We start from the raw sequence: 18,010 nt of genomic DNA, 5'->3' as shown, positions 1-18,010 counted from the left end.
AACAATTTCTTACGGGACCTATGCTCCGAAGTACCCGTCGGCCCCCAGGCGCGCGTCCGGATCCAGCAACATGGCCTTCTCCACCTCGTGGGCGTCGTAGCCGCGGCCGTCCTCGTGGAAGCGACGGTGGTCGACCGGCTCGTAGAGCGGGGCGCGGCCCATCATGCCTTCCTCGAGGTGGCGCTGGCCCGCGGCGAGGCGGCCGTTGGCGCGTGCACGCCACTCTTCCAGCGCCTCCGTGCCCGCGGTATGCGCGACGGCGGCCTCGAAGGCGCCGGGGTGCACGAGGGCGACGAAGCCGGAGACATGCCCGAAGCCGAGCGACGTGGCGAGCGCCGCCTTCACGGTGCCGCGCATGCCCAGGTCAAGCGGGCGGCGCAGCCACACCATGTGGTCGTCGCGCTTCAGCTTGGGGTCGACGCATTCGAGTGCGGCGTTCGCGGGCACGAGGCCGGACTTGAACAGCTGCGTGATGCCGTTGACCTGGAAGACGCAGGCGCCGCCCTTGGCGTGGCCGGTGAGCGACTTCTGCGAGATGACGAACAGCGGGTTGCCCGGCGCGCGGCCGATGGCGTGCGCGAGGGTGTTGTGCAGTTCGGACTCGTTGGGGTCGTTCGCGTTGGTGGAGGTGTCGTGCTTGGAGACCACGGCGATGTCGGTCGGGGGTCACGCCGAGGCCCGCCAGGTCGCGCACCAGCTTGGACGAGCGGCCGCCGAGGCCCGCGGCGAGCGCGCCGAGGCCGGGCGCGGGGATGGAGGTGTGGGCGCCGTCGGCGTAGGAGTGCACGAAGCCGATGACGGCGGCCACGGGCAGTCCCAGCTTCAGTGCGATGTCGCCGCGGGTGAGCAGCACGGTGCCGCCGCCCTGCGCTTCCACGAAGCCGCCGCGACGACGGTCGTTGGCGCGCGAGAAGAAGCGCGGTGCGATGCCCTTGGCGAGCATTTCGCCGGAGTCGGCGGTGGCGTTCATGTTGCCGAAACCGATGACGGATTCGACGCCGATGTCGTCGATGGCGCCGGTGACGACGAAGTCGGCCTTGCCGAGGGCGATCTTGTCAGCGCCTTCCTCGAGGCTGACGGCGGCGGTGGCGCAGGCGGAGACTGGCTGCACCATGTTGCCGTAGCCGCCGATGTAGCTTTGCATGACGTGTGCGGCGACGACGTTGGGCAACGCCTCCTGGAGGATGTCGGTGGGGATTTCGTGGCCGAGGAAGCGGTCGAGGTACAGCTTGCGCATGGAGGCCATGCCGCCGAAGCCGGTGCCCTGGGTGCTGGCGACCATGGAGGGGTGCACCGCCTGGAGGATCTCCGCCGGCGTGAAGCCTGCGGCCAGGTACGCGTCGACGGTGGTCACGATGTTCCACAGGGCGATGGGGTCGACGTCGCCGACCATGGAGGCGGGGATACCCCACCTGGTCGGGTCGAAGCCGTCGGGGAACTGCCCGCCCACGGTGCGCGTCATGGTGGCGCGGCGCGGCACGCGGACCATGGACCCGGCGTGGCGGGTGACGGTCCACTCCCCCGTCTCCCCGTCGGGTGCGACGGTGGTGTGCGCTGCGTCCATCGCCACGTATTCCTCGGCGAGGTCGCGGGTGGGCACCGTGAAGCTCACGTCGTGGTCGAGGTAGACTTCCGCTTCCTCCTCGTCGGTGCCGTCGAGGTAGTCGCCGCCCATGCCGTCGGCGAAGGGGCGGATGCCGCTCCTGGCGACGACCTCGTCATGGTAGCGTTCGGCGATGTCCTCCTCGGGCACGAGGTTGCCGTCGGCATCGACCCAGCCGGGCTGCGGGCTGTCGGCCCAGCTGACGAGGCCCATGTTCCAGGCGAGTTCGAGCACGGCGCCCGCGGACAGTTCCACGGAACCGTCGGCGCGGATGCCGAGTTCCGCCTCGGCGCGGGTTCGGCCGGAGCCCCAGGGGCCGAGTTCGCCGATGGAGACGACCACGATCTGGTCCTCGGGTGCCGCAGTCACGCCGTCCCATTCGTCGAGGTCGACGGCGGCCTGCCGCGGCACGTGGCGGCTGGGCAGCGCCTTGAGCGTCGCCGTCTCGTCGTCTTCGTCGTCCTCGCCGGCGGTGGCTGCCGCGTCGGCGAGCGCCTCGGCGCGCAGTGCGCGGATGTCGATGGGCCGGCTGCCCAGGCCGCCAGTCAGGTCGACGTCGAGGGGTGTGTCGGCGGCCTGCCTGCGCGCCTCGTCGCTGACGAGCGCGAGCAGCCGTTCGGCGATCTCGGCGGTGGAGTAGGTGGTCAGGCCGTGGCGTTCGACGACGTCGACGAGCGGGTCGTTGCCGCCCATGAGGCCGGTGCCGCGCACCCAGCCGATCTTGGGGTGGGCGAAGGTGACACGGTCGGACCAGTCGTGTTCGGCGCGGGCGCGGTTGACCATGGCGTCGAAGGCCGCCTTGACCTCGCCGTAGGCGCCGTCGCCGCCGAAGACGCCGCGGTTGGGCGAGCCGGGCAGCACCACGTGCAGCTTGTGCTGCACGTCGGTGTCAGCGCCGATCTGCGCGAAGCCGGCGATGGCGCGTTCGACGCCCCAGAGCATGAGGCGCGCCTGCGATTCGAAGAGGGCGCCGGAGTCGGCGAGCGAGCCGTGCACCGGCGGCGCGGCGAAGGGGAAGAACAGGCTCGGCTCGTAGGCGGGCTTGAGCACCGTGGTCGTCGCACCGCTGGTCTTGCGCTGTTCGTGGCCGACCCAGTCGACGAGGGCGTCGACGTCGCGGTAGCTGGACAGGTTCGCGGGCACGAGCCACAGCTGCGCGCCGCCGCGGGCGTGCTCGCGGTAGGTGCGCTGCGCCCACGACTTGACGGACGGCTTGAAGCTGTGCGAGGTGGCGATGACGGTGGCACCGCCGGCGAGCAGGCCGGCGACGACCTGCGCGGCGATGGAGTTCGGCGCCACGCCGGTGACGACGGCGACGTCGCCCGCGTAGGGCAGCGAACCGTCGGCCGCCGGGGCGACCGCCTGGCTGGCGATGGCGTCGTAGCTGGCGGCGAGCGCGGCGTCGGCGGCAGCCTGCCCCGGGTCCGTTGCCTGGCCGGCGCGGGCCGTGGCCTGCGCGGCGTACCAGGCGGCCTGGGCTGCGACAGCGTCGCCGGCGCCGGTGAACTCGCCGGCGATGGCGTTGAGGTCGCCGTCGTAGAAGGCGCGGGCGAGGTCCTCGCGGGCGGAGGCCCAGCGGTCGTCGAAGAGGATGGCTTGGCGGGCGTCGAAGCGCGGCGCGACCTGCGCCGGCCAGTCGGAGCCGAGTTCGGCTTCGACGGCGGCGACCACGGCGGCTGCCTCGTCGTCCTGCGTCTCGGCGGCGGGCGCCTGCACGCCCAGCTGGCCGAGGACGAAGCGTGCGGTGGCGGCCAGGATGCCCGACTCGCCGGTGACCTGTTCGGCGAAGGCGTCGAGGGCGGCGGAGTCGACCACGGCACCGCCGGTGCCGCCGGCGGTCGGCATGGCGACGGCCACGCCGTGGTCGGCGGCGACGAGCTGTACGGCTGCGTCGATGAGCGCGTTGGCCTGGGTCGCGTTGGACGCCGCTTCGGTGGCGAGCTGCGCGAGGTCGCCACCGCGGGCGCTGGCGCCGTCTCGGGTGGCGAGCGCCAGGGTGGCGAGCACGTGCTTGCCCCAGCCGTCGGCCAGCTGCCAGGTGTCGCGGACGCGTGCCTCGACCTGGGCGGGCTTGATGCCGGCGGCGCCGAACATGGCGCGGATGCGGTCGCGGATGATGTCGCCGAGGACCGGGCCGAAGGGCCGGTAGTTCGGGGCGACCTTGTCGACGAGCGCGCTCAGTGCGTCGATGCCCGCCTCGGCGGCGCCGTCGACGGAGGCGACGCCCAGCTCGGAGCTGATGTCCATAAGCAGCTGGTTGCGCCGTGAGGAGACGCCGTTGGTGAGCGTGTCGGTCGTGTCTTCGCCGCCGATCTGCTCGGGGCGGAGTTTCGCCGAGTATGCCAGGAGCGTGCGGATGGCGTCGTGTGCCTGGAACGGCAGGTCGGCCACCGCGGCGCCGCTTGCCGTCGTCCCCTCTGCGCTCTCTGCCCTCTGTGCCTGCTCTGCACCATGGGGGGTGTCCCCAGCGTTATCAGGGGCGCCGTGTTCGCTCTGGGCACCGGCAGCGTCGGCGTGTTGCGCGCTGTCGGCGCCCTTTACAGCGGAGGAAGCGCTAGCGGCGGGCGCGGCGGTGGCCGCGGCAGGGGTGGACGACGCGGGTTCCTCGACGTCGGGCACCAGCGAGTCGGTGTCGGTCAGGTAGACGCGGCCGGCGTCGCGGCCCACGTTGAGCACCTGCACCTGACGGCGGGAGAACTCGGGCAGTTTCAGGGTCTTGGCGCCCAGGTTCGCCAGGGTGGGGCTGTTGCCCAGGCCGACCTCCACGTAGCGTTCCACGCCCAGGCCGCCCTGTTCGGCCGAACCGAACAGCAGCGCCTGCGTCTCGATCCAACGCACGGGGCTGGCGAACTGCCAGCTGAGCAGTTCGGTGAGCAGCAGGCGGCCGAGCTTCTGGTCGTCGGCGGCGTAGGATTCCCACACCGCGTCGTCGGCGAGCGCGGCGGCGATCCGCTCGGAGGGCACCACGTCGAGGATCCTGGCGGCGAACTCGCGGGTCATCTCGAAGGGCGCGGCCACCAGGTTGGGGATGTAGCGGCCTTCCAGGGAGCCGCGGTAGTCGATCTCGGCGGGCAGCAGCGCGTCGAGCTTGTCGCGGAACTCGGGCACGCCGCGGCGCAGCAACGTCGAGTGGAAGGGCACGTCGATGCCGGGCACCAGCATGAAGGCCGGCTTGCCGCCGTATTCGGCCACGCGGCGCGCACTGTCCGCCTGGAGCGCCTTGAGGCCGGCGATGGTGCCCGCTACCGCGTACTGCTGGCCGGCGAGGTTGTAGTTGACGATCTCGAGGAACTCGCCGCTCGCCTCGGCCACGGACGCCACATAGTCGCGCACGTGGGCGTCGTCCACGCCGAACTGGTTGGGCCGCAGCGCACCCATGCGGTAGTTGGAGCGGCCGCGTTCGTCGCGTTCGATCAGGTGGTGCATGGTCGAACCGCGGTGGAAGACGAGCTCGAGCACCGTTTCCAGCGGGATCACGTCGGCGAAGGAGCTCAGCGCGTCGTACTCGCCCAGCGAATGGCCGGCGAAGTAGGCCGGCTGCACGTCCACGCCGGCTTCGCGCATGCGTGCGGTCTGCGCGAAGGCGACGGTGGCGAGCGCCACCTGCGTGAACTGCGTGAGGTTGAGCAGGCCGTCGGGGTGGCGGTAGGTGACGCCGTTGGCGATGAGCTGGGTGGGGTTGTCGCGCACGACGGCGAGGATCGAGAACCCGAGGCGTTCGCGGGTGAGGCGGTCGGCGCGCTCCCACACGTCGCGCGCGGCCGGCGAGGCGGCGCGTTCGTCGAGCACCATGCCCTGCTGCTGGATGCCCTGGCCGGGGTAGACGTAGGCGGTGACGGGCGCGCGGGTGACGGCGGTGGCGCGGGAGACGACCTGGCCGTCGATGCGGCAGGTGACTTCGAGCGCGAGGCCGCCGTGGGCGACGTGGCCGATGCGTTCGATGCTGATCTCCACTTCGTCGTCGAGCTGCACCATGCCGTACATGTTGTAGGTCCAGCCGGCGATCTCGTAGTGGGCGCCGGCGTCGTCGAGCGCCTGGACGGCGTGCTGGGCGACGGCGCTCAGCCACATGCCGTGCACGAGCGGCTGCGCCAGGCCGGAGATGGCGGCGCCGCGCACGGACGTGTGGATGGGGTTGAAGTCGCCGGAGGTGCGCGCGAAGGCGGTCATGTCGTGCGGCGCGGTGACGATGACGCGGCGCAGCAGGCGGCGCGGGGTGTCGCGGATGTCGCCCCAGATGCCGCCGTTGGCGGGTGCGGGGGCGGGCAGTTCGTCCGAGTAGGCGCGTCCGCGGATGGCGAAGCGTTCGGTCTCGCGCGCCAGGAGCGTGCCGTCGGAGGCCAAGTGGTGTTCCACGTGGATCGTCACGACGCGGCCCGACGCGGATTCCTCGTAGTCCTCCGCCCAGCCGTAGATGGTGACCTGTTCGCCGGTGTGCGCGAGCAGGTCGTCCTCGTCCACGGCCAGTTCGATGAGGTGGTCGAGGTGGACGGCGTTGAGCAGGCCCTCGATGACCGGGTAGCCGTCCACCGTCACGGAGCCCAAGGCCGCGTAGATGGTGGGCCAGGCGGGGCCGACCAGCGCGTCCGGCGCGATGCGGCTCGGCACGAGGTCGAGCGGCAGCACGCCGCCGGTGGCCGCCTCGTGGTCGAAGCCGAGGTTTGCGGAGAGCGTGTAGTGCGACTCGGCGACACCGAAGGGGAACGCCTGCGTGTCGTCGGCCGGGCTGACTGCGGGCATCGCCTCCAGACTGTCGCCGGTGATGGCCGTGTTGCCGATGCCGGCGGTGGCGGCGAGCATGGCATAGACGTGTTCGGGCAGGCGTTCGCGGTCGACGACGGGGATGGTGCCGGTGGCGTCGCGGCGCACGACGAGCGGGATGACGATGTCGCGCACGGCGTGCTTGTCGAGGCCGCCGTCGGGTTCGCCGTCCCAGAAGGTGTCGAGGTGGATGTCCAGGTCGAAGCGTTCCGCGCTCTCGCCGGACGCCACATGGCGCAGCTCGTAGTCGGCGTCCCCGGCGGCGGTGCCGTAGGCGGGGTTGGCCGTCACGTGCCCAATCCAGGAGATGTTCGGGCAGCTCCTGATGAACGCCTCCGCATCGGAAGCGTCTGCCAGCAGCGCAAACACCTCTTCCTCGGCGTCGGGGCGGGCAGCGTCGGCGGCACGCTCGGTCATGGCAGCCTCGAAGCGGGCGAGGATGTCGGCGACCGGCTCGTCGACGGTCGTGATGCCGCCCACGGAGATCGGGCCGGGGATGATGCGCACGGCGTCGGCCGGGTAGCGCGGGTCCTCGGACTGCCACAGCTGGTCCTGGCCCCACCAGCGCAGCAGGTCGTGGTCGATGGCGGGCACGAAGGGCATCGGCTTGGGGTATTCGCGCACGAGCGTGGTGAACCACGCCTCGTCGGTGGGCGCCACGATGAGATCGCCGGCCTGCGGGTAGCGGGCGGCCAGCGTCTCGATGGCGCCGAAGGGGTCGTCCTCGACGTCGGCGCGCTGCCCGAACAGCGGCGTGAAGCTGCCGTGGTCGAGGTCGACGACGCGCGCCTCGATGCGCTGCAGCAGGTGCAGGAAGCGGTCCGCGTAGGTCGGGTCGGCCCACGGGAAGCTCAGCTCGGCGAAACGGCGCGCCCAGTCGAGGTAGGTCATGGTGCCCAGGTCGCCGAAGTACGGCTTGGCGGTGGCGTCCAGTGCGGCGACGATCTCGTCGCGTCGGCTCTCCAGCTCCTCGGGGTGCTTCATGACGCGCACCAGCAGGCGGCCGCAGCGCGCCGAGGCGTTCTCCAGTTCGTAGATGTCGGCGTGCAGGTGGCTCAGGCCGCTGGACACGCCGCCGCGCGCCTCGCCCGACGGCACCCAGGCCTCCCCCAGCGGCGCGAACACGTCGTCGTCGCCGACGGCGGCCGACAGGCCGGGCGTGGCGACGAGCAGCTGCTTGACCTCGGGGCTGGTGTGCGCTTCCTTGGCGGTCATGACGGCAGTGCCGACGAGCACGCCGTCGACGGGCATCGCCGGGCGGCCGTAGGCGTGCGCCCAGGTTCCGGTGACGTAGTCGGCGGCGCGGTCGGGCGTGCCGATGCCGCCGCCGGCGACGAGCACGAGGTTGTCCTGTTCGCGCACCTGCGCGTAGGTGTCCAGCAGCAGGTCGTCGAGCGACTCCCAGCTGTGGTGGCCGCCGGCGGAGCCGCCTTCGACCTGCATGAGCACCTTGGCGGGGGCGACGGCCTGGGCGATGCGCACCACCTGGCGGATCTGCTCGACGGTGCCCGGCTTGAACGCGACGTAGGGGAAGCCGTCGGCGTTGAGCGAGCGCACGAGTTCGACGGCCTCGTCGAGCTCGGGGATGCCGGCGGAGACGACGACGCCGTCGATGGGCGCGCCGGACGCGCGCTTCCTCGGCACGATGCGCTGCGTGCCGAACTGCAGGTTCCACAGGTAGCGGTCCATGAACATGGCGTTGAACTCGACGGTGCGGCCCTCCTCGAGCAGCTCCTCGAGCTCGGCGACGTGGCGGTCGAAGACCTCGGCGGTCACCTGGCCGCCGCCGGCGAGCTCCGCCCAGTAGCCGGCGTTCGCGGCGGCGGCGACGAGCTCGGGGTCGACGGTGGTGGGCGTCATGCCGGCCAGGAGGACGGGCGGCTTGCCGGTCAGGCGGGTGAAGGCGGTCGACAGGCGCGCGCCGGCGGGCGTGGTGACGACGCGCGGCGCAAAGCGGCTCCAGTCCTGGGTGCGCGCGGGGTCGTCGGTACGGGTCGCCAGTGCGGCGCGCGCAGGCACGCCGGCGGCGTCGACGACGCCGACGCCGGTGCCCTGCGCGTTGCCGGCGAACAGCTTGGCGAGGGTAGTGCCGGGGCCGAAGTCGAGCACCCACAGCTGCGTCGGGTCGTGCTCGGCGAGCAGTGCGGCGACCTGCGCGGACCAGTCGACCGGTTCGAGCAGCACTTCGGCGGCCAGGGCGCGGGCGGTGTCCGCGTCGATGCCGCAGGCGTCGGCCCAGCCGGCGACGAGGTCGACGGCGTCCGCCATGAGCGGACTGTGGAAGGGCACGGTGACGTCGAGGTATTCGAGGACGGGGTCGAAGACGGCGCCGCCGCGCACCTTGTCGGTGCGCAGCTGCGCCTGGCGGCGGTGCTCCTTGGCGGTTTCCACGGCGAAGGACGCGAGGTCCTGCGGGTGGCCGGCCAGGACGACGTGGTCGGCGGCGTTGGTGACGGCGACGGCGATGGGGCCGCGCGCGTCGTCGACGCGTCCGATGAGCGCGGCGACCTGCGCCGGCGTGATGCCCTTGACGGACAGCATGGGCGTGGCCTCGCCGTGGCGGGCGTGGATGCCGTGGGTGCGGGCGACGCGCGTGCCGGCGGCCCCGATGAGCGCGGCGATCGCCAGGATCGTGTCGATGGCGCCGGCGGCCGCCTCGGCACTGCCGGCGTCCATGACGGCGCGGGCCATGTGGACGGCGAGGATGCCCTGTGAATGGCCCAGGAGCGCGACAGGCTGCGCGTCGGAAAGCCGGTAGCCGAGTCCCTCGGCGTCGAGGAGCGCGCCGAGCTGCGCCAGGGCGATGCCCTCGACGCTCACCGTGGCGTCCGCGGCGGCGCCGAGGCGCGCCGGGTTCGCCTCATAGGAGAACAGGTCGACGGGCCGGCCGGTCGTGGCCAGCAATTCGGCCGCCACCGGGGCAAGCAGGTCGCGTGCCGCGTCCGCGTGGGCGTGCAGGCGCCGGTCGAGCCCGGGGTCCTCGGCGAGCTGCGTCAGGGCGACGGTCCACGGCGTGGACTGGCCGGCGAACATGAGTGCGTGGGGTTCATGGGACAAGCGGTCAAGGAAGAACTGGGATGGCATGTGGGTTGCCCTTTCTGGGGTGGGGTGGTGTGGCTGTCTGGTGGTGGTATGAATGGTTGGGGAATACTGACGGGGTTCACAACGGCTGGTTGCCGTGATGCTTGGGGGTTCTGCGCTCGCGGCGCTTGCCGGCGAGCAGCTTCAGGGCGTCTTCCAACACCTCCCTGGTCTGCTCGGGGTCGATCATGGCGTCGATCTGGCCGGTCTCCATGGACAGGTTCGCGTTGACGGTGGTGCGCTCGTACTCGGCGGCGTACTCCGCGCGCACCTGCTCCACGTCGTGGCCGGCGTCCTTCGCCTTCTGCAGGTCCTTGCGGTGGATGATGTTCACCGCGCCCGTGGCGCCCAGCACCGCGATCTGGCTGCTCGGCCACGCATAGTTGAGGTCCGCGCCGATCGCCTTGGAACCCATGACGATGTAAGCGCCGCCGAAGGCCTTGCGCAGGATGACGGTCACCAGCGGCACCTGCGCGTTCGCATAGGCGTAGATCACCTTCGCGCCGCGCCGGATGATGCCCGCATGCTCCTGCTCGGCGCCAGGCTTGTAGCCGGGCGTGTCCACGAGCGTGACCACCGGCAGGTTGAAGGCGTCGCACAGGCGCACGAAACGGGCGATCTTCTCCGACGCGTCCACGTCGAGGCTGCCGGCGAGCACGTTCGGCTGGTTCGCCACGATGCCCACCGGGCGGCCGTCGATGCAGGCGAAGCCCGTCACCGCGTTCGGCGCGAACAGTTCGTGCACCTGCACGAACTCGCCGTAGTCGACCACGCAGCGGATCACGTCGAGCACGTCGTAGGGCTGGCGGTCGTTGTCCGGCACGACCGTGGCCAGGCGAGCCGCGACCTCGCGGTCGGCACGCGTGGCCATGTACGCATAGGTCGGCGGCTCGCACAGCGCATTCGACGGCAGGTAGGCGAGCACCGTGCGCACGTAGTCGATGGCGTCCGCCTCGTCGGCGCCCAGGTAGTGCGCCACCCCGGAGACGGTGTTGTGCACGGCGCCCCCGCCCAGATCATCCATGCTGATCGACTCGCCCGTCGACGCGCGGATCACGTCCGGGCCGGTGACGAACATGTTCGAGTTCTCACGCGTCATCACGATCAGGTCGGTCAGTGCCGGGCAGTACACGGCGCCGCCCGCGCAAGGCCCCAGGATCAGCGAGACCTGCGGCACGAAGCCGCTCGCCTCACACGTGCGCCGGAAGATATGGCCGTACTCGCTCAGCGCGGCCACGCCCTCCTGGATGCGTGCGCCGCCCGAGTCCACGATCGCCACGATCGGCACCTGCAGGGACAGCGCCTGGTCCATGAGCCGGCAGATCTTGCGCCCCTCGGCCACGCCGAGCGTGCCGCCGCGCACCGAGAAATCCTGCGCGTAGACCGCCACCTTGCGTCCGTACACCTCGCCGAAGCCGGTGATGACCGCCGCACCCGCACGGCCGCCTTGGATATCGCCGCCGCAGAACCGGCCGACCTCCTCGAAACTGCCCGTGTCGAGCAGCAGGTCGAGGCGCTCACGGGCCGTGAGCTTGCCCTTGACGTGCTGCCGGTCGCGCGCACGCCCCTCGGCGGCGCGCGCCAGCTGCGCGGCCTGCGCCACCGCCGGGCGGATCGGCTGGCGGGCGGCGTCGCCGGTGCCCGCGGCATCCGCTGCGGCGCCCAACTGGCGGTCGTCGAGCGCCAGGACGCGCTCGCTGCTGGTGATGTCGCTCATGCTGTCTCCTCCTTGCCGGCGAGGTCCATGGTCAGCAGCGTCTCGCCCGCCTCCACGCCGGCGGCGGGGGCGGCGAAGATCCGCGCGACCGTGCCCGCGGCCGGCGCGTATACGTAGTTCTCCATCTTCATCGACTCGAGCACGACGAGCAGGTCGCCCTTGGCCACCTCCTGGCCTTCCTCGACGTTGATGCGGGTGACGATCGCCTGCATGGGCGAGGCGATGGTGCCGGAGCGTTCCTCGCGTTCCTCCTGGCGTGCCACGTGGTGCAGCCCCTGGCCGCGCAGCGGCTGCGTGGGCAGGTGGGCGGCGCGTGCGCGGCCGGCGCCGGTGAGGTTGGCGACGATGTCGGCGGGCACGGTCAGCGTGACGCGGCGGTTGTCGACCTCGATGACGAAGCGTTCGGTGCCCTCACGCTCCCCCGCCCCGCCGCCGGACAGCGACGCCGGCTGGCCGGCGCTGGCCGCCGCCGGCTCGCGGGTGAGGTATTTGCGTTCGAGCCACTTGGTGCTCACCTGGAAGCCGTCGGCGTCGCCGGCGGTGAAGTCGGGGTCCTCGAAGACCTGGCGGTAGAGCTCGACCGGCGTGGGCACGCCCTCGATGGCCAGTTCCGCCAAGGCACGGCGCACGCGGGCGAGCGCGGCGGGCCGGTCGTGCGCGGTGACGATGAGCTTGCCCATCATGGAGTCGAACTTCGGCGAGATGGTGTCGCCTTCCCGCACGCCCGAGTCGACGCGCACGCCGGGGCCGGACGGCCACTGCACGCGCTCCAGGGTGCCGGCGGCGGGCGTGAGGTTGGTGCGCGGGTCCTCGCTGGTGATGCGCAGTTCGAAGCTGTGGCCGCGCGGCGCCGGCGCCGGCGTGACGCGGCCGCCGTCGGCGATGGTGAGCTGTTCGCGCACCAGGTCGATGCCGCTGACCTCCTCGCTGACGGTGTGCTCCACCTGCAGGCGCGGGTTGACCTCGAGGAAGTACGTCTTGCCGGTGTCGGTCACCATGAACTCGCAGGTGCCCAGGCCCACGTAGCCGACCGCCTCGAACAGGCGGCGCGAGTAGTCGTGCAGCTGGACCATGACGTCGTCGGGCAGGAAGGGTGCCGGTGCCTCCTCGATGAGTTTCTGGTTGCGCCGCTGCACGGAGCAGTCGCGCGTCGAGTAGACGGTGAAGTCGCCGTGGCCGTCGCGGCCGCACTGCGTCTCCACGTGCCGGCCACGGTCGATGAAACGCTCGACGAAGTACTCGTCGAGGTCGCCGCCCTGCACGGCGTTGTGGTTGAGGTAGAAGCCGCGCAGTTCGTCGTCGGAACGCACCAGCGTGATGCCGCGTCCGCCGCCGCCGTCGGCGCGCTTGAGCATGAGCGGGTAGCCGTGCACGTGGGCGAAGTCGAGCAGGACGCGCATGTCACCCAGCGCGTTGGAGATGCCCGGCACCGGCGGCACCTGCGCGCGTTCGGCGACGCGGCGTGCGCTGATCTTGTCGCCCAGGGCGGTCAGCGCGTCCGGCGACGGGCCGACCCAGGCGGCGCCGGCCTGCGCGACCTTGCGCGCGAAGCCCGGCACTTCGGACAGGAAGCCGTAGCCGGGGTGGACGGCGTCGGCGCCGGACCGGCGCAGGATGTCGATGAGCAGGTCCTCGTTGAGGTAGGTGTCGGCGTAGGTGTCGCCGGAGAGCAGGTAGGCCTCGTCGGCCATGGCCACGGCCTGGCTGTGGCGGTCCTGCTCCGCGTACACCGCCACGGTCGCGATCCCCATCTCGCGGGCGGTGCGCACCACGCGCAGTGCGATCTCGCCGCGGTTCGCAATGAGTAGTTTGGAAGGCATGGTTCCGAGGATGCCCGGTTTGCCCGCACCTCGTAACTTCGCAAATCACCAAGACGGGGCGGGTGTTTTGTCCGCTTCCACAAAACGCCTCCGTAGCCTTTTCCCTAAGCTGTGGGTGATTCCCGGGCACCCCATGCCGGCCTCCGGCCAGTCATTGCATGGGGTGCCGCCTCCCCCGACGCTCCGCGGGCCCGGGCCGGATGCACCCCCGGACCCGCGGCTGCGGCATGAAAGGATTGCGATGCGCAACACGTCCATGACCTTCCCATCCCGTCTCACCATGCGGACAGTCGTCCGCAACGTGGCACCGCCCGTCGCCCTGGCCCTGGGCCTATGGGCGGCGAGCGCCTTCGGCCGCATCCCCGTGCCCGGCACGGTGGTGCCCATCACCCTGCAGACCTTCGTGCTGATGGTCGGCGCCCTGCTGCTGCCGACCCGCCAGGCCACGGCCGGCGTGGCCTGCTATCTGGCGATGGGTGCCGTCGGACTGCCCGTCTTCTCCGGCGGCGGCTCCACTGCCGCCCTGCTCGGCCCCAGCGCCGGCTTCCTCCTGGGCTTCCTGCCCGCCGCCGCCGTCACCGCAGCCCTGCGCCATGCCGTGGACGGGGCCGTGGCGCCACGGTCGTCGGCTTCCTCCCGACCGGCCGATGCCCCTCGGCAGGCCGCCATGCGTGGCGTCCGGCGCACCGCCGGGTACCTGGCGGCAGCCGTCCTCGGCTGCATCGTCGTGTCGTACCTGTGCGGTTTCGTCGTGCAGGCCGCCGTGCTGCATCTGCCCCTGGGTGCCGTGGCCGTGCCCGGTCTGGCGTTCCTGCCGGGTGACCTGGCGAAGGCCGTGGCCGCCACGCTGATGGTGGCGGCCGTGAGGCGGTAGCGCCCACGCTCAATCCCCCGCCGGCAAAATCCCCACATCGCCCGTATGCACGATGCGCAGTCTCCCGGCATCGTCCACCATCGTCAGCGACGCGTCCTCGGTGATGGAGCGCGCCATGCCCGTCGCGGTCGTGCCGTCCGCGTAGTGCACCAGCACGTCGTGTCCCAGGGTCCAGCACTCCTGGGACACACGCGAACGCAGGTCGCGCGTGTAGGCCTCGGGGGTCAGCCCCAGCTGCCACAGCCGTTGCTGCAGGCCGGTGACGATGCGGGAGGCGACCTCGTCGACCACGGTCGCCACGTCGGGCACCGGCGCGCCCGGCTGCTGGGGCCGGGTGATGAGCTGCCAGCTGGTGGACCGCTCGATCGGCAACTGCCCCACCGGCACCGCGATGTTCAGTCCCACGCCGAACACCATCGCCACGCGCGACGGGTCGTCGGGCAGTTCCACCATCTGCGTGAGGATGCCGCCGAGCTTGCGGCCGTGGTAGACGATGTCGTTGGGCCACTTGAGCAGCAGATTGTGCCTGGGGTGGAGGAAGACGCCGGAGCCGCGCACCCAGTCGAGCTGCAGGTCGGTCAGGGTGGCGCGCAGGGCGTCGACCGTCGCCAGTCCCGCAATCATCGGCAGCCAGCCGTTGATCTTCGGGTCGTGTGCGAGGTCCGCGCCGACGGCCGAGACGAAGGAACAGACAAAGGACTGCCCCGGTGCGCTGTACCAAGTGTGGTCCAGCCTTCCGCGGCCGGCGGTCTGCCGGGCGGCCGTCACCACCGTCGTCCCCTCGGGGTTCCACGGCTCCTCCCCCTCGAGCCGGCCGCCCGCCACGAACCGTGCAGCCGCGTCGTTCGTCGAATCCACTTCCTGCAGTGCGATGACCCGCGCCACCTTGCGCGTGCGTATGTATGGCACTCTCTCCACCTGTCTTTCCGCCGTCCTCGGCCCGGTGAGAGCAGGGCACGCATCCGGGGCACGCCGTCGGTGCCGCCCGGTCCCTGCACCCTGCAATCGACTATCCGCCATATTACCCATCCTACCCATCGGCCGCACGGGCCGCCCTGTACAATCGGGCCTTATGGCTTCCCGTTCCTCCTCCCGCGTCACCGGTCGCATCGGCGCCTGCTGCCGGTGGGCGCTGGCCGTGCTCGCCTGCGCCTGGATCGCCTTCTGCACGGCGATCGGCCCGCTCATGCGCGGCGATTTCAGCATCCGCCAGTTCGGCTGGGCCAACGCGTTGGTCTTCGCAGCCACCTTCGCCGTCTGCCTCGGCATCGTCGGGTGGCTCGTCCGCCGTCCGCGGCTGCCGCGCGCATGCCGTCGGATGCTGCAACGGGCCAGGCGCGCCGTCGCCCGTCCCTGGCAGCGCCTTGCACGCTGGACCTGGGCGGCCACCTCCTCCTGGCGGCGCATCTGGCTGGTGCTCGCCATCGGCTGGATGTGGGTCCCCACGACCCTGCTCACCGCCTACGGCGCGGACATCCTCTCCCAGTCGCGCGAGTTCGCCTGGGCGTGGAACCAGTGGATGGGCCTCGACCAGCCGTACATCGGCTTCTTCTCCTTCGTCCCGATGGACATCTACCCCACCGCGCACTACCTGTGGCCCACCGACCCCACCTACCTGACGGACCAGCACAACATCGTGCTCACCCTCGTCTACGGCGGTGCCGCCGCCGTCTCCCGCGGCCTGACCGGCTCCAACGACGCCGGCTTCGTCGTCCTGAGCGCCCTGCAGTGGCTGTTCGCCGGCTTCTGCGTGGCCAGTGCCGCCGACCGCTTCCTCAACATGCCCTGGCTGCGCCCAGACTACGCGCACCCGGCGAGCGGCCCGCGCATCCAGCCGCGCGACTTCGCCGACCCCGCGGCCGGCGTGTGCACGCTGCGCGACGTACGCACCTCCGGGCCGGCGGCGCGCCTGCTCGTCGTCGCCTTCTTCCTGGCCTGCCCGCTGGCGGTGTTCTCCACGATCGCGCTCACGAAGTCGCCGCTGTTCGCCTTCGCCTTCACCTGGTGGTTCGGCGTGATGTACGAACTGTACATGACGCGCCGCAGCGGGCAGCGCGTGCGCCGCGTGACGGCGGCCGCGCTGGTCGTCTCCTGCGTGGTGATGCTGGTGAGCGCCAAGTACGCCTGGTACATCATCGCCGCGCAGGTGGTGCTCTCCATCCTCGCGGACCGGCGACGCTGGCTGCTCTACGTCACGGCGCTGCTGCTGCCGACGGTGGTCTTCCACGGCGGCGTGCTGCTGCTGTTCCACACCGGCGCGGTGATCAGCGGCGACTCCATCGAGAGCCGCGGCGTACAGTTGCAGATGGTCGCGCGCGTGGCGCGCAAGAACCCCGACGCCATCGACAGCGGGACCCGGGCCAAGCTCTCCCGCGTCTTTAACCTCGACCAGATGGCGGCCGCGTACCGCAGCTGGGACGCCGACCCGGCGAAGTCGTCGGGCATCCAGTCGAAGAAGGTCAGCTACCGGTGGCGCACCGTCACGCCGGAGGACATGCGCGGCTTCGACGAGGCGGTCGCCGAGGTGGTCAGGGCGGATCCGCTGACCTGCCTGGACGCCTTCCTGGCGAAGAGCTACGGGTACTTCGACGTCCTCGACCCGCCCTACACCGCCGCCAGCTACTACGTGAGCAACACCTATGTGCAGGACCGCAGCGCCTGGATCGGGCACGTCAACCGGCAGTGGCGGTCGACGGTGGTCGGATGGGCGGATTCCTGGGGCCACGTGCCGGTGCTCGGATGGGTGACGCACGGCAACTTCTATGTGGCGCTCACCCTGCTGGTGGGTGCCGCCGAGGTCGTGCTGCGCCGCTGGCGCGCCCTGAGCTGGCACATGCCCCTCCTGCTGCTCATGGGCGTCATGCTGACCGCGCCGGCGAACAACTTCGAGCGGCACATGTTGCCGATCGCCTTCGTCTTCGGTTTCCTGTGCATCATGTTCGGGCGGGACGGGCGCCTGGATTCGTGAATTTGGCTTCGGAGAGTCGTTTTGGGCCGGTACCCCCGAGTATGGGCGTTGAGAGATATCAAAATCGGGCATATGCCTAGGTATACGCTTTCGCAAAATGGTGGAATTACGCCATTTTGCCGATGCCCATACCGTGCCGTACGGTCCAGAAAGATATCTCTCAACGAAACAGGGCCATGAAAACACCTATACATCCCCCTGATCCGGGGCGGCACCGCCTTAGACCCCATGCCCCGGCCGATCTCCGGACACGCTTTTCGGCCGCTGACCCGTGGAATCCCGGGTCAGCGGTCGCGGATGCGGCCGATGGCGAGGGCCGTGTTGAGGACGAAGGCGTCGCGCGGGTCGGTCACGTCCCAGCCGATGGTCTCGGCGGCCCGCTTGAGCCGGTAGCGCACCGTGTTGGGGTGGATGCCCAGCTCCTTGGCCGTGGTCTCCAGCGAGCCGCCGTGCTCGAGGAAGGTGGAGACGGTGCGGAAGGTGGGGTCGTCGTCGTTGTCGCCGCGCAGCACCAGGTAAACGTTGCGGTAGAGCTCGTCGCGCGCCAGATCGTCGCCGATGAGCGCGCGTTCGGGCAACACGTCGTCGGCGCGCAGCGGCCTCGGCGCATTCAGGAGCGCGGGCGCGGCCTGCAGGGAGAAGACAGTCTCGCGCACGGTGTGCATGGCGCCTTCCAGACCGGCGCGGATCGGCGAGAGGTAGACCGCCCGGTCCTTCGCGAAGGCAGGCATGACGGCGGTGCACGCCACTTCCGGCGAGACCGCGGCCTGCACTCGTGCACACATGATGATGATGCTGCCGTAGACGCCGATGAGCGGGGCGATGCCGCCGAGGTCCGCAATGGACCCGCGCATGGCGGCGACGGTGTCGCCCAGGGACTGTGCCGGTTCGCCGCCGATGGCGAAACAGGAGAATTCGCCGCGCCATCCGACGATGTTGAGCAGCGCGGTGACGCGGCTGTCGTCGATGCCGTTGAGCAGGCATTCGAAGGCGATGCGCGCGATGGTGTCATCGTCCGTGCGTCCGCCGAGGAGGTCCAGGAAGTCGTCGTGTTCGTTGCCCAACATAGGGTCCAAGTGTAGTGCCGTGCGCCGAACGCGTGGCTTCTTTTTCGTTAAAGCGGGCACCGGGTCGGGGGCGTTTCCCGGATTAAAGCGGGCACCGGGTCGAAGAACCCAAGGTTCTT

The 18,010-nt window shown here is 71.0% G+C and carries 6 protein-coding genes and 2 pseudogenes; 2 read left to right on the top strand and 6 right to left on the bottom strand.

The annotated features are described in order from the left end of the window. Nucleotides 1–18 precede the first annotated feature (18 nt). The 4 genes and pseudogenes from BCUN_RS12970 to BCUN_RS05055 all read right to left on the bottom strand — a co-directional run. Nucleotides 19–2,932: pseudogene (locus BCUN_RS12970) on the bottom strand (beta-ketoacyl synthase N-terminal-like domain-containing protein); the annotation flags it as partial. A 128-nt stretch (nt 2,933–3,060) separates the two neighbouring features. Beyond that, nucleotides 3,061–9,448, bottom strand: a pseudogene (locus BCUN_RS05065) (fatty acid synthase subunit beta domain-containing protein); the annotation flags it as partial. A 76-nt stretch (nt 9,449–9,524) separates the two neighbouring features. Further along, a complete protein-coding gene (locus tag BCUN_RS05060; RefSeq protein WP_034258441.1) occupies nt 9,525–11,162 on the bottom strand; it encodes an acyl-CoA carboxylase subunit beta in 1,638 nt (545 codons plus the stop codon). Beyond that, nucleotides 11,159–12,982, bottom strand: coding sequence for an ATP-binding protein (locus tag BCUN_RS05055; protein ID WP_034258439.1), 1,824 nt, complete (start codon nt 12,980–12,982; stop codon nt 11,159–11,161). Before BCUN_RS05055 ends, BCUN_RS05060 begins: the two co-directional genes overlap by 4 nt. Before the next feature lie 241 nt (nt 12,983–13,223). On the opposite strand from BCUN_RS05055, the gene BCUN_RS05050 reads away from it, so the two are divergent. After that, nucleotides 13,224–13,856: a biotin transporter BioY gene (locus tag BCUN_RS05050; RefSeq protein ID WP_081895554.1), complete on the top strand. Its 633-nt coding sequence runs from the start codon at nt 13,224–13,226 to the stop codon at nt 13,854–13,856. 9 nt (nt 13,857–13,865) lie between these two features. Here the strand turns inward: BCUN_RS05050 and BCUN_RS05045 are convergent, their stop codons facing one another. Continuing rightward, on the bottom strand, nt 13,866–14,765 hold the full coding sequence (locus BCUN_RS05045; RefSeq protein ID WP_238552331.1) for a biotin--[acetyl-CoA-carboxylase] ligase: 900 nt from the start codon (nt 14,763–14,765) through the stop codon (nt 13,866–13,868). Nucleotides 14,766–14,928: 163 nt separating this feature from the next. On the opposite strand from BCUN_RS05045, the gene BCUN_RS05040 reads away from it, so the two are divergent. After that, complete coding sequence (locus BCUN_RS05040; RefSeq protein WP_033518075.1) at nt 14,929–16,824, top strand: DUF6020 family protein; 1,896 nt, start codon at nt 14,929–14,931, stop codon at nt 16,822–16,824. Between the two features lie 284 nt (nt 16,825–17,108). Here BCUN_RS05040 and BCUN_RS05035 read toward each other — a convergent pair whose 3' ends face one another. Beyond that, nucleotides 17,109–17,891, bottom strand: a complete 783-nt coding sequence (locus tag BCUN_RS05035; RefSeq protein ID WP_033518077.1) for a PucR family transcriptional regulator — start codon at nt 17,889–17,891, stop codon at nt 17,109–17,111. Nucleotides 17,892–18,010: the final 119 nt, after the last annotated feature.

The organism is Bifidobacterium cuniculi, from assembly GCF_000741575.1.
Classification (GTDB): Bacteria; Actinomycetota; Actinomycetes; order Actinomycetales; family Bifidobacteriaceae; genus Bifidobacterium; species Bifidobacterium cuniculi.
Note: the sequence above shows the minus strand (reverse complement) of the source record. Positions and strands in the feature narration are given on the sequence as shown.

Bases quoted from the DNA above. Each gene is read 5' to 3' on its own strand.
- BCUN_RS05060 (WP_034258441.1), bottom strand. From the start codon at position 11,162: ATGAGCGACATCACCAGCAGCGAGCGCGTCCTGGCGCTCGACGACCGC.
- BCUN_RS05055 (WP_034258439.1), bottom strand. From the start codon at position 12,982: ATGCCTTCCAAACTACTCATTGCGAACCGCGGCGAGATCGCACTGCGC.
- BCUN_RS05050 (WP_081895554.1), top strand. From the start codon at position 13,224: ATGCGCAACACGTCCATGACCTTCCCATCCCGTCTCACCATGCGGACA.
- BCUN_RS05040 (WP_033518075.1), top strand. From the start codon at position 14,929: ATGGCTTCCCGTTCCTCCTCCCGCGTCACCGGTCGCATCGGCGCCTGC.
- BCUN_RS05035 (WP_033518077.1), bottom strand. From the start codon at position 17,891: ATGTTGGGCAACGAACACGACGACTTCCTGGACCTCCTCGGCGGACGC.